This window comes from Clostridium paraputrificum AGR2156, assembly GCF_000424025.1.
Lineage (GTDB): Bacteria > Bacillota > Clostridia > Clostridiales > Clostridiaceae > Clostridium > Clostridium paraputrificum.
Genome location: NZ_AUJC01000015.1, coordinates 1 through 13,024 on the forward strand (window position 1 = coordinate 1; position 13,024 = coordinate 13,024).

Annotated in this window: 10 protein-coding genes and 2 pseudogenes; 5 read left to right on the forward strand and 7 right to left on the reverse strand. The window is 29.4% G+C overall.

The genetic code is table 11. From position 1 onward, the window contains the following. The 3 genes and pseudogenes from G594_RS18975 to G594_RS0113335 all read right to left on the reverse strand — a co-directional run. Window positions 1-365 (reverse strand): annotated as a pseudogene (locus G594_RS18975) (PTS sugar transporter subunit IIC); the annotation flags it as partial. 479 nt (window positions 366-844) lie between these two features. Continuing rightward, a complete protein-coding gene (locus G594_RS0113330) occupies window positions 845-997 on the reverse strand; it encodes a zinc-ribbon domain-containing protein (RefSeq protein ID WP_027099044.1) in 153 nt (50 codons plus the stop codon). Between the two features lie 197 nt (window positions 998-1,194). After that, entirely contained in the window at window positions 1,195-2,013 is an 819-nt protein-coding gene (locus tag G594_RS0113335) for a hypothetical protein (RefSeq protein WP_207734696.1), read from the reverse strand. Window positions 2,014-2,221: 208 nt separating this feature from the next. Between G594_RS0113335 and G594_RS0113340 the strand changes: the two genes are divergently transcribed. Beyond that, window positions 2,222-3,289 (forward strand): helix-turn-helix transcriptional regulator, encoded by a 1,068-nt coding sequence (locus G594_RS0113340; protein WP_027099046.1) that lies wholly within the window; start codon window positions 2,222-2,224, stop codon window positions 3,287-3,289. Window positions 3,290-3,445: 156 nt separating this feature from the next. Beyond that, on the forward strand, window positions 3,446-5,392 hold the full coding sequence (locus G594_RS0113345) for an oxidoreductase (protein WP_027099047.1): 1,947 nt from the start codon (window positions 3,446-3,448) through the stop codon (window positions 5,390-5,392). Window positions 5,393-5,441: 49 nt separating this feature from the next. On the opposite strand, the gene G594_RS0113350 is transcribed toward G594_RS0113345, so the two are convergent. Both G594_RS0113350 and G594_RS0113355 read right to left on the reverse strand, forming a co-directional pair. Then, the gene (locus tag G594_RS0113350; RefSeq protein ID WP_027099048.1) at window positions 5,442-5,807 is read right to left on the reverse strand and encodes an ArsR/SmtB family transcription factor; all 366 of its coding nucleotides are present in this window, start codon (window positions 5,805-5,807) and stop codon (window positions 5,442-5,444) included. Window positions 5,808-5,822: 15 nt separating this feature from the next. Further along, window positions 5,823-6,599, reverse strand: coding sequence for a nitroreductase family protein (locus G594_RS0113355; RefSeq protein WP_027099049.1), 777 nt, complete (start codon window positions 6,597-6,599; stop codon window positions 5,823-5,825). A 168-nt stretch (window positions 6,600-6,767) separates the two neighbouring features. On the opposite strand from G594_RS0113355, the pseudogene G594_RS18980 reads away from it, so the two are divergent. After that, window positions 6,768-7,513, forward strand: a pseudogene (locus G594_RS18980) (EFR1 family ferrodoxin). Window positions 7,514-7,564: 51 nt separating this feature from the next. Here G594_RS18980 and G594_RS0113365 read toward each other — a convergent pair. Continuing rightward, a complete protein-coding gene (locus G594_RS0113365) occupies window positions 7,565-9,013 on the reverse strand; it encodes a TrkH family potassium uptake protein (protein WP_027099050.1) in 1,449 nt (482 codons plus the stop codon). Window positions 9,014-9,018: 5 nt separating this feature from the next. Next, window positions 9,019-10,374 carry a Trk system potassium transporter TrkA gene (gene trkA / locus G594_RS0113370; RefSeq protein WP_027099051.1) on the reverse strand — a complete coding sequence of 452 codons (1,356 nt, stop codon included), beginning with the start codon at window positions 10,372-10,374 and terminating at the stop codon, window positions 9,019-9,021. A 318-nt stretch (window positions 10,375-10,692) separates the two neighbouring features. On the opposite strand from trkA, the gene G594_RS0113380 reads away from it, so the two are divergent. Both G594_RS0113380 and G594_RS0113385 read left to right on the forward strand, forming a co-directional pair. Beyond that, window positions 10,693-11,235, forward strand: coding sequence for a YcxB family protein (locus tag G594_RS0113380; RefSeq protein ID WP_027099052.1), 543 nt, complete (start codon window positions 10,693-10,695; stop codon window positions 11,233-11,235). 86 nt (window positions 11,236-11,321) lie between these two features. Further along, entirely contained in the window at window positions 11,322-13,004 is a 1,683-nt protein-coding gene (locus tag G594_RS0113385; protein WP_027099053.1) for a GH3 auxin-responsive promoter family protein, read from the forward strand. The last annotated feature ends 20 nt before the right edge of the window (window positions 13,005-13,024 follow it).

Genomic DNA, 13,024 nt, shown 5'->3' on the forward strand with positions numbered 1-13,024 from the left:
CCAATAGCTATTATAAAAGCTGAAAGTGCAACTATACCAGATGATAGTGTGTCTGTATTATAAATCTTAGCTATATTTACACCCAAAGAAAAAATAAATAATAACGATACTATAGCTAAACTTCCTTTAAATATTAAATTATTTATATCTACAAACCAACTGAATGTTTCTGGAATAAAAGTATTTCCAAATTGTCCAGGTACATCTACTAAAAATGCATTTAACAAAAGTGCAATAGACCCTGTCATAACAACAGGCATAGTACCTATAAATGAGTCTCTAAGAGCTATTAAGAATTTTTGATTAGCTATTTTTGAGGCAATAGGTAGTAAATACCTTTCAATGGATTCCATAATTTTATTCATTGTATCTCTCCTTACAATTATATTTTTCTTTTTGCAAAATAAAAATAATAGTTAATCGTTTTCTTTAAGCGTAGATTACAGCTATTAATAAGTTCTCTATAATTAACTTAAACTTACGATTAATTCCTTAAAAGAGATTATACTTATTAATCAAACAAAAAATCCTCCCTCCTCCCCTTTTGATTGATTATAAATAATTATTTATATAGTATATATCTCTTTTAAATACTAGTTATTGATAATAATTTGTTATCAATAACCTCTAAAAAAAGTATAATTTACCAAAAATAATTTGTCAATATAAATTATTTTTTATTCTTGAGGGGATACTATAACATAAAAAGTAGAGCGGTTATTTATTTATATCTTTAAATATGAAATTGTAATAATAGCTTTGATTTATAAAAAATTAAAATTTTATATTTTTCTAGACAGCAAAAAAGGTTGTAGTTTAAACTACAACCTCTAACAATCTAAAATTATCTTCTATTTTGTTCTTTCTTAGCTCTTCTACAAGCGATACATCTTGTAGGCTCATTTGTAAATCCTTTTTCTTGGTAGAATTCTTGTTCTCCTACTGAAAATACGAATTCACTTCCACAATCTCTACATACTAATGTCTTATCTGTCATAAATATTCCTCCTAAAATTAAAGATTCTAAATCGATATATAATCTCTAATTTTCAAGAAACTATTTACCTAAATGAAACTTTTTTGTTAGCTTTTGGCTACCTTCTTATAATAACACAGCTTTAACATTATTACAAGACATTTATTTAAATAATACAAATAAATTTTATTTAACCTCATAATCCATACTTTATTATGTTAAAAATCATGTTTTGAAATTTCTCTAGGCCATGCAAGTAAACTCTTTCTTGATATCCTTAACTGCTTCTCTTTTGGAAAGTGTAAATCACAGAAGTAATTATGATAATTAGCCGTCCATACATACTTGTCCCATGTTCTTATATTCTTTTTACTCAAGCTTAGCATTTCTTCAATTTTAGCTTTATGCCTCATAAGTAATTCTATTTGCACTTTTTCAAACTCATATTCATTATTACATTCTGTATAATATTTAAATATAGTATTTAAATAATTTAAAAACCACTGTCCATCACTACCAATAAGTATTTTCTTATGTTGTGGAGCAACATCATCATAATTATTTATATATTTTTGTAATCTGCCCACCGTCTTATCATCTAATACAATTCTTGGATAGCAAGCTAAATTACTCTCAGTATTATGTGCATCCAAAAGAGCTGGACCAAAAACAATATCTTCATTTATGTAAAATTCACCAACACTTACTCCTCCTCTAACAAAGAGACCTTCTAGTGCCAAGTTAAATTGATATTCTGATACATTATCAAGTATTTCATCTAATTCTTCTTCCCCATCATCTTTTATAGGGTATCCAACAATCATATTATCAGTATATATTTTTATCTTCCCCTGACTATACTTATTTGGAATTATACACTGCTTGTTCTTATTTATAAGAGAGCTAATCTCATTGAGAAGTTTATTTCCATATCCCTTACTACAAGAGTCTACTATCATTTGTGAAAATCCTAATATATCTATAGTACATACCATAGAATTAATAAGCTTTGGATTTTCTTGATCATATTTTTGCATACTTATTTAAACACATCCTCACCTAAATTCATTCTATTCCTTCTATTTTAGCATGTGAATTAATCTACTGTGAAGATACACCTTATGAATTTACATATTTAAGAGGAAAAACTTGTTTATTATTATAAAACATTCTATTATATTATTATATTTTAACACCTAAAGATAAAACACATTAAATCTACACCAAGATAAATGGAGGTTTTTTATGCAAAATATGAAATATTATTATGACTTTTCAGGCCAAAGATTTGGCTATCCCTTAAGCTTAAGTATTAATAGTTTTAGTAGAGAAATATTTTCTCGTCATAACAGTCTAGAAATAACCTATGTTTTAAAGGGAGAATATGAGGTTATTACAGAAAATTTCTCTCATATAATTAAGGAACATGAACTAGTAATCATTGCACCTAATGATATTCATATAATTCGCCAACATTCTAACGAAGAGAATGTAATATTAACCATACATATTGATTTTTCTTTATTTCCCCCAGCAATGGTAGGAGAAATAGGACAAGCCTATGAATCAATTGTTTGTACCAACAAGAAAAACTTACATTTATTAAAAAAATTAAAAATTCAAATAGGTAAGTTATTTAGAATTCTATTAAGTGATAGCAATAATTTATTTGAACTAAATACAAGTATGATGGAGATAATTTATACAACTTCTAATCACATGCAATATCCTATTGAACGCTTGCCTACTCAATCTATTCATAGAGAAAATTATATGAAGGCTATTCAGTACATAGACAAGCATTATAAGGAAGATTTGCGTTTAACTGATGTGGCAAACACTCTAATGTTTAGTGTTTCTTATACCTCAAAGCTATTTAAAAGGTATACAGGTATTTTATTTGTAAAATATGTTGCATTAGTAAGAATTCGTGAATCTATAGAAGATTTATTAGAAGGAAAAAAATCTATTGAGCAAATTGCTGCAGACTGTGGAATGCCAAATTCTAAAGCTTATACTAAAGCTTTCAAAGAACTTTATGGAATTGTTCCTAGCCATTATCGTAAAAAGTTCATCAATAATATGAAGATTAATGATGATAAGAAAGAACAGCTAATGTCTTTAGATAATAACCAAAAACAGCTACTTCAGCCTCTGTTAGAAGGTATTGAAAACACCATTTATGAGGATGCTGGTGTAAAAATCAAAGTTGAAGAAAAACATATCATTTGTTCCATTCAATGTGATAAATATGTGAATAGTACTATATCCCATTGCAATGATGAGATTGTTATAGATATTGCTAGTGTTTAAATCTAATGATTTTTAATCCACCTTATGGCTTTATATTATAGGCAGTTTTTTGCCTTAATCTAAAAATATAATGACATATTTTAACCTTTAACATCAATCTAGGACAAGGATACTGGTTAAGCAATATGGTACCATCAAAGAAAAGGAGATGATACTATGCAAAAATATAGTCATTTATTTTCACCTATTAAAATTGGTGAAACAACAGTTAAAAACCGTATTTTTATGCCACCAATATCTACAAATCTAGCAGATAAGGGTTATGTAACAGATACTTTAGTTGAACATTACGCTGCAAGAGCAAAAGGTGGCGTTGGTCTTATTGTCACTGAAGTAACTACTGTTGAACCTGTTTATACATATCTACCTGGAGATATGTCCATATGTGATGATTCCTATATTCCAGGTTGGAAGAAGCTTACTGATGCAGTACATAAGTATGGTGCAAAAATTCTTCCTCAATTATTCCACCCTGCTTATATGGCTTTTCCTATTCCAGGAACTCCACGTTTAATTGCACCATCAAATGTTGGACCTGCATATGCAAAGGAAGCACCAAGACCAGTAACTATACCAGAGTTAAAGGTTATCATAAAACAGTTTGGTGAAGCAGCTTTAAGAATTAAAAAAGCTGGTGGAGATGGTGTTGAAATTCACGCTGCTCATGCCCATGGTTTACTAGGAGGTTTCCTATCTCCACTATATAATAAAAGAACTGATGAGTATGGCGGTGATATCAATGGCCGTTTAAAATTAACCCTAGAAGTTATTGAAGAAGTTCGTAAAATTTGTGGAAAAGACTTCATTATTGATGTAAGAATTTCTGGTGATGAATACTGTGATGGAGGGTTAAACCTTAACGATGGAATATATATTGCCAAACAGTTAGAGAAAGCTGGAGCTGATATGATTCATGTATCTGGAGGTACTACTATAATGCGTGGTAGTTCAATACCAGCACCTGGTACAAAACAAGGTTCTCATGCTAAACTAGCAGAAGAAATTAAGAAACACACATCAATTCCAATAGCTACTGTTGGAAGAATAACTGAGCCTTGGATTGCTGATGAGTTAATTGCTAATGGTAATGCAGATATATGCATGATTGGAAGAGCTAATTTATGTGATCCTGAATTTGCTAATAAGGCTGAAAAAGGTATTGACAAGGATATACGTCCATGCATAGGTTGTCTTCGTTGCTTAAATGGTATTATGTTTGGAAAGCGTGTTGCTTGTACAATCAACCCTTCTCTTGAAATTGACAATGAAGATACTATTAAACAATCAAACACAAAGAAAAGAATACTTGTTATTGGTGGTGGACCTGCTGGTATGGAAGCAGCTTATGTTGCAAAGAAAAGAGGTCATGATGTAGTTCTTTGTGATAAAAATGAAGAACTTGGTGGACTTATGAAGTTAGCTTCTGTACCAATTGCTAAACAAGATCTTGCAAAGGTTACACAATATATGGTTAGAAAGCTTGAAGAAGCTGGAGTTGAAATTCGTTTAAACTGTGAAGTTAATAAAAATATGTTACAAAATGAATTTGCTGATTATGAAGTGGTTATGAGCAATGGTGCTTCCCCTGTTGTTATACAGCCATTTACAACATTTAAACATTGGGCAACTGCTGATGATATTCTAGGTGGAAAAGCATTCCCTGGTCGTAGAATTGTGGTTATTGGTGGCGGTTCTGTAGGTTGTGAAACTGCAGATTACCTAGCACCTCTAGTTTATGACCGTCTACCTAGAGATAGAAAAGTTACTGTAATTGAAATGGCTCCAGAAGTTATGTCTACTGAATCAGGTCCAGGTAGAAGCTTACTTGTGCAACGTATGATGAAAAAAGGAATAGAACTAATTTGTAACGCTAAGGTTGAAAAGGTAGAAGAGAATAAAATCTACTACAGCATAAATGGTGAAACTCACTGCATTTCTGATGCTGATACCCTTATCTTTGCAGTAGGTTATCGTCCAGACAAAGCATTAGCTGACACCTTAAATGAACTTAAAATAACTTATCACACTATTGGAGATGCAAATAGTGTTGGAACAATACAAGACGCTATCCACGCAGGATATGATCTTGCTAAAGAATTGTAATATAAAGAGCATATGACTTTTTCACTAAAGTCATATGCCCTTTTTTGACTTACTCCTCTTTTCTAATGTCATCTTCATTAATATGCTGTATTCCTTCAAATATAAGATTCATTAGCTCTGTTAGGTTTTCCCATTGGGATTTCTTTGAATCAAGATAATAAAAGTTTTTTGTTCCTTCTCTTCGTACATTCACAATTTCTGCTTCTTTAAGTATTTTAAGATGATAAGATACAGCTGGGCGTGATAGATGTGTTTTCTCTGTAAGCTCTCCCACTCGAATCCCATTAAAATCACTTTCTAATAGTGCAAGTAAAATTAACTGTCTTGTTTCATCACCTATAGCAGAAATAGCCTTACGGCATGTTTTAAACTTTGATGCTATATCATCTAATCTTTCCCTACATTCTTTTTCCATAAAACCACCTCACACTTATAAGAATCTTACATTAGCCCTCTCTTTTTGTGCAGTACGTCTGTATCTTACATCTGGATATCCAAGAACTAAGGTTGTAACCACATAATCATTGTGCTTTAAATTTAAACTTTTTCTTAATTTCCTCGAATTATTTACTACAGTTGTAAAAAATCCACTATATAATACACCCAAGCCATAGGACTCAGCCATTAATGCCATATTTGAAGCTGCAAGTGAACCACTAATCTTATCTTTAGTTAATACCATTATTGCAACAGGAGCCCCTTTGAAAAAAAAATTATCAGCAATTGTAACTTCTTTTGCACTTTTCATAAAAAGACTTACAATTGGTTTTATTCTTCTAAAAAACTTCACTGCTATTTCCTCATATTTACTCTTGTTCTCATCTAAAACAATATATGATACATCTTGTGAATTTTTAGCACTAGGTGTAAATCTCCCTGCCTCAATAATTTGCTGTATAATTTCTGAATGAACTTCTTTATTTTTAAACTTACGAATAGTTCTTCTAGATTTAATTGCCATTAATAATTCATTTGAATCTACAGTAGTTTCATTCTTAATTTCAATTGGCTCATCATCAAATCCTGTTAGGGTAATAGCTGCTGTTGGACATATTGCTGAACAATGACCGCACTTTATACAGTCTTGATTTTTAATTACAGACTTTTTATCTTTAATAGTTATATTATTTACTGGACAATCATTTTCGCAAAGGCCACACCCAATACAAATATCCTTATTAACTTCAATTATGTGTTGTTCTTTCATAATATATTCATTCCCCTTTCGTTTATAGGTTTAAACTATTATATCATTTAAATTTCTTAAAATTTCATTGGTAAAGAATCTCTTTACCAATACTATTTTTTTTATTTTATCTGCTATAATTGGTAGCAAACATTAATAATAACAATTCCTAAGGGAGGATTTAAATTTATGATTTTGTATTTTTCAGGTACGGGTAACAGTGAATATGTAGCTAAAAGAATTGAAAAAGAGATTAAGAGTGAATCATTAAACCTATTTAAAAAAATCCGAAATAATGATTATTCTTCTTTAACCTCTCATAACCCATGGATTATCGTTGTACCAACTTATGCTTGGCGTATTCCTCGCATTGTACATGAATGGCTAATAAAAACAGAACTACATGGAAATAAGGATATTTATTTTGTAATGACCTGTGGAGGCTCTAATGGTGATTCAGGTAAATATTTAAATAAACTATGCCTAGATAAAGGGATGAATTATAAGGGATGTACTTCTATAATAATGCCTGAAAATTATATTGCACTTTTCAAGACACTGATAAAAATGAAGCCCTTAAAATAATAGAACAAGCCCAACAAAGCATATTAAATACAATAGAATACATTAGAAGTGATCTATCATTTCCAGAACCTGAAATAACATTTAAGGATAAACTTAACAGTAGTTTTATAAATACAATTTTTTATCCAATGTTTGTTCATTCAAAAAAATTCTATGTAACAGAGGAGTGTATTTCATGTGGAAAATGTGAAAATATCTGTCCATTGGGAAATATTAAACTTCAAAATGGGAAACCAAATTGGGGAGAAAATTGTACTCATTGTATGGCATGTATTTGTCGATGTCCAAAAGAGGCTATTGAATATGGTAAACATAGTAAGGATATATCAAGGTATACTTGTCCTAAATAAAAATATAAAGAGCATATGACTTTTTCACTAAAGTCATATGCTCTTTCTCTACTAATAGGTTCTCTTCCAAATAGATTTACTAAACATAATAAGCATTGGATAAATTTCTAATCTACCAGCAAGCATACAAAATGATAATACAAGTTTACTTAAATCTGAAAATGCTGAAAAATTCCCTGTAGGTCCAACCATCTCAAAGCCTGGCCCTACATTACTTATTGAAGTTAATACAGCCGTTGATGTTGTAATTAAATCAAAACCATCAAAGGAAACAATTATCATTCCAATAAGTGCTATTACAGCATAGGCTCCTAAAAATAAAAACACACCTGATATTATTTCTTCATCTACAACTTTACCATCCATTTTCACACTTTTCACTATCTTTGGATGAAGTATCTTATCTATTGCACGCCTTATGCTTTTTAGCATTATTACTATTCTAGTAGTTTTTACTCCACCACCTGTAGACCCAGCCATAGCCCCTGATATCATAAGAATTAATATAATCATCTTACTTAAAGTGGGCCATAAATTAAAATCTACTGTAGCATAACCAGTAGTTGTAATTATAGAAGCTACTTGGAAAGATGATTGCCTAATTGACTCTCCTATTCTACCACCATTAAATCCTAATATATTAATAGTAATAAATACTATTGCAAATCCAATCATTAATAAATAATACCTTAATTCTTCACTTTTAAAGAAACTTTTAATACTTCCCCTTAAAGCTTGGAAATATAAAGCAAAATTCACTCCAAATAGTATCATAAATATTGTAATTATCCACTCAACAGCTGGATTGTTAAAGGCTGCAACACTTGAATTCATATTGGAGAATCCTCCTGTTCCAGCTGTTCCTAAAGCATGAATTATAGCATCATAAAAGGAAAGCCCTGCAACCATTAACAGTACTGTTTGTATTATAGTTAATACAAAATATATTATGTACAATATCTTTGCGGTTTCTTTTAACCTTGGAACTATTTTACCTGGATTAGGTCCTGGACTTTCTGCCCTTAATAAATATATTGTATTAGAACCTAAAGAAGGTGCTATTGCTAAAATAAATATTAAGAATCCCATTCCACCTATCCAGTGGGTAAAACTTCTCCAAAATAATATTCCTCTAGGCAAAGACTCAATCTCTGTAAGTATTGTTGCTCCTGTAGTTGTAAAACCTGATACTGTTTCAAAAAATGAATCTACAAAAGATGGTATTGCACCACTTATAACAAATGGTAGTGCTCCAAAAGCTGCTATTACAATCCATGATAATCCTACTGTAAGGAATCCTTCCTTCTCATACATTTCTTTATCCCTAACCTTAACACAACGTAATATCAAGGCTAAAGGTAACATTAAAATTATAGTAAGAAGAAATGCCCTAGCATCCCCATCTCCATAATATAAGGCTACACCAAGTGGAATTATCATAAGCAATAATTCATATAATAGTACATTCCCAATAAATCTTAACATCATTCTATAATTCATTTTGACTACCACCTATAAAATATATCATCAACTTGTAATAACTTCTTATCTTTAGACACAATAATTACTCTATCATTTACCTTTAGGCAATCATCACCAGTTGGAATTATAATCTTATTGTTTCTAACAATTGTTACTACTAATGCATTTTCATTAAACTCCAAATCTTTAAATTTTTCACCTATATTAGTTGTATCATTGCCAATTATAAACTCTACAGCTTCAGCTTTATCATTACAAATTCTATATATATTCTCTATAAAACTCTTTTTCTTATTCTTTAAAGATCTTGCATATCTCAATATTTTATAGGCAGTAACTGACTTTGGATTTACCATAGTATTTATTCCTACAGCTTTTCCAATATCTCTATAATTATCTCTTGTAATTTTAGTAATTACATTACTTACAGACTTATTGTAAGCTAAAATAGAAGCTATTATATTATCCTCATCTCTTCCTGTTAAAGTAATGAAACTTTCAACTTCTAAAAGATTTTCAGATAATAAAAGCTCCTCATCCATACCATCCCCATTTATTATTATTGAGTTTGGTAAAAGTTCAGTAAGCTCTTCACAAATAGCTAAATCCTTCTCTATTATCTTGCATTTAACTCCAACTTCATTTACTATTTTAGCAAGGTAATATGCAATCTTACCTCCACCAACTATCATAGCTCTCTTAACTTTTTTCTTATATTTCCCAAGCTTATTAAATAGGTTTTGAATATCCTTGTGCTCACCTATTACATAAACCTTATCATCTTTGTTAAAAACATAGTCTCCCTTTGGCATGATAAATTCATCATTTCTTTCCACACCGCAGAAAAGTACATTTCCTCTTATAAAGCGAATTTCGCTTATCTTCTTTCCTTCAAGAGCTGTATCTTCAGCCTTAAATCCAACTAAATTTACCTTACCATCAGAAAAATTATCTATACTACATACTGATGGATACTTAATAAGTTTAGCTATTTCTATTGCTGCAGCCTTTTCTGGATTTATAACTAAATCTATACCAACAGCTTCTGTTAGAAGAGTTATCTCTTCATCATAGCTTGGATTTCTTACTCTCGCTACTGTATATTTAGCACCTAATTTTTTTGCTGCAAGTGAACAAAGCATATTTAATTCATCACTATCTGTAACAGATATTAATAAGTCTGCCTCCCTAACTCCAGCTTCTTCAAGAACCTTTAAGCTAGTTGCATTACCTTTAACACACATTACATCAAGATTATTATTTACATGCTCTAAAGCACAATCTTTCTTATCTATAATAGTTATATTATCCCCATCAATAGATAGATATTGAGCTAAAGTATAGCCTACTTTACCTGCACCAACTATAATAACGTTCATTTCATATCTCCTTATAATTTAAATACTAATCTTTTGCACAATAAACTCATTATACAACACAAATATTATTTATTCTATCTATAAATTATTATCTTTGATTTTATAACTTTTTAGCAATTAAAGAGGCTAAAACTTCCTTTTCATCATCATCTATTATATGATGCTTAAACTTGGAATTAACTAAATTTAATATATATATTTTTTTCAAATCCTCTATAGATTGAATCTCCTATATAATAAAGAATTTAAGGTGTTAAAGTATCACCTTAGTTATGCTATTATATAATTAATATAAATTATTTACATAGGAGTGATTATATGGAAATTAAATTCTCTTTAGATAGAGATAATATAATAGAATTTCAGTGTTCTAATATAGTAAATACGAAACAATTTAAGAAAGGACGTATATGGTTTTTTCTTTATATGCTTTCCCTGTTGGGGTTTGTATCACTTGTGACTGAAAGAAAGGATATGAGAGTTTTTATTATAATACTAGGAGTAATAATGTGCATATTTTTTAAAGTGTTCTTTAAAACTTGTTGCAAAATATTGTTAAATAAAAATTATAAAAAAAGTGAATTTTCATATATATTTGATGAAAAAGTTATATCTATTAGTGAAGAAAATATTTTTATTAAGAATAGCTTAGGTAACAGAGAAATTTTATTTAATTCAATTAGCAGTTTAAATTTAGTAGGTCAATATATGTTTATTGTATTGCTAAATAAGGAATATTTACTTATTCCAGTATCAGCTTTTAATACTAGTGAAGAAAAGGAACAATTTATTAGATTAATAGAGGAAAAATCCAACTTAAATATAAAAAAATCATATCCGGACAATTTAAAGTATATATAGAAGCTATATCAAAAGTAACGTCTATATTCACTATCTTTCTTTAATATTCATATATTGATACATAAAACAATATAGGATGTATTAATATGACAATATCAAACAAAATAGTTTATAAGACACTTATTATATCTGGTAAAGTGGTTGAATATACTTTTGATAAGTTTACTAAAAACTCAGATAAGGTTAATTCTAATACCCTTCTTAACATTCTATCTCTAAATAGTTCAAGCGAGTATGGCTTAAAATATAACTTCAAAAAAATTCACTCTGCTGAAGAGTATAAAAACACTGTACCTATTACAACTTATACAGATTACGAAAAATATATTGATAAGATGGCTAATGGGGAAAAAAATATATTGGTAAACTATCCAATTAGTTATTTTGGACATACCTCTGGCACTACTGGAAGTCAAAAATTAATTCCTGTAACAAAAAAAGCTCAAAAATTTGCAGCTAAATATATGGCACTTTTAGTGCCTAAGTTTTCTTATAACAACTTTAAATATGGATATACTTATGGACGTGGCTTAATGATTTCTGACATAGTTATGACTACCTATACCAAGGGAGGTACCCCTATTTGTTCTGCCACTTCAGGAGGAATGAAAAGTATTAAACCAATACTTTCACTAATGTACACCTCCCCAATAGAAGTTATGGAAATAAAGGATAGAGAAACATCTTTATATCTTCACCTATTATTTGCTTTAAAAGAGAAAAATTTAATGTATATAAGTGCTGTATTTATATCTAGCATTTTAGATCTTCTAAGATTTCTTGAAGATAATTACAAGAAACTAATTAAGGATATTAGAACTGGCTCAATAAATTATTCAGTAAAAATAGACTCTAAAGTTAAAGAAAAATTAAACAAGCTATTAAAACCTGATGCAGCTAGAGCTGATTTTTTAGAAAAAGAATTCTCAAAGGGACTTCAAGGAATATGTAAAAGAATTTGGCCAAAACTTATTTATATAGCTACAGTAACAGGTGCAAATTTCTCAGTTTATGATGATAAGGTGAATTACTATACTGATTATATTCCTATTTACTCACCTGCCTATGCTGCAACTGAAGGAATGATTGGCATAAATCCCTATGCTGAAAATATTAGTTATGTAGTTACACCTGATACAGTTTTCTTTGAATTCATACCTTTAGAACACTGTAATGAAGTATCACCTTCAACTTATAACATTAATGAAGTAAAGATTGGAGAAATATATGAAATTGTTCTTACAAATTATTCTGGACTTTATAGATATAGACTAGGTGATGTTGTTAAAGTAGTTGGATATTATAATAATTCTCCTAAAATTGAATTTCTCTATAGAAGAAATCAAATATTAAATATGGTTTCTGAAAAAACAACAGAGGATCACCTAACTAATAGTATAAAAAATACTATGAAAGCTTTGAACTTAAGCTTATTAGACTATACTACATTAGCTGACAATACACGCTCTCCTGGTAGATATGTTTTCTATATAGAGATACAAGAACAAGCATCCTTACCACTAAAAAATAAAATTGAACAATTATTAGATAAAGAACTTAGAAAATCAAATTTAGCTTATGGAAGATTTAGAAGTAATAATCGTTTAGCAAATCTAAAAGTAATAATTGTAAAGCCAAAAACTTTCTATAAAATAAAAGAGTTTTTACAAAATAAAGGTGTATCTAAAAATCAAATTAAAGTTCCTAGGGTTATAACAACTAATAAAAGAATTAAAAATATAATTAAAAATGAAATAATTAATTTATAATTTTATATAAGAATAGCTAG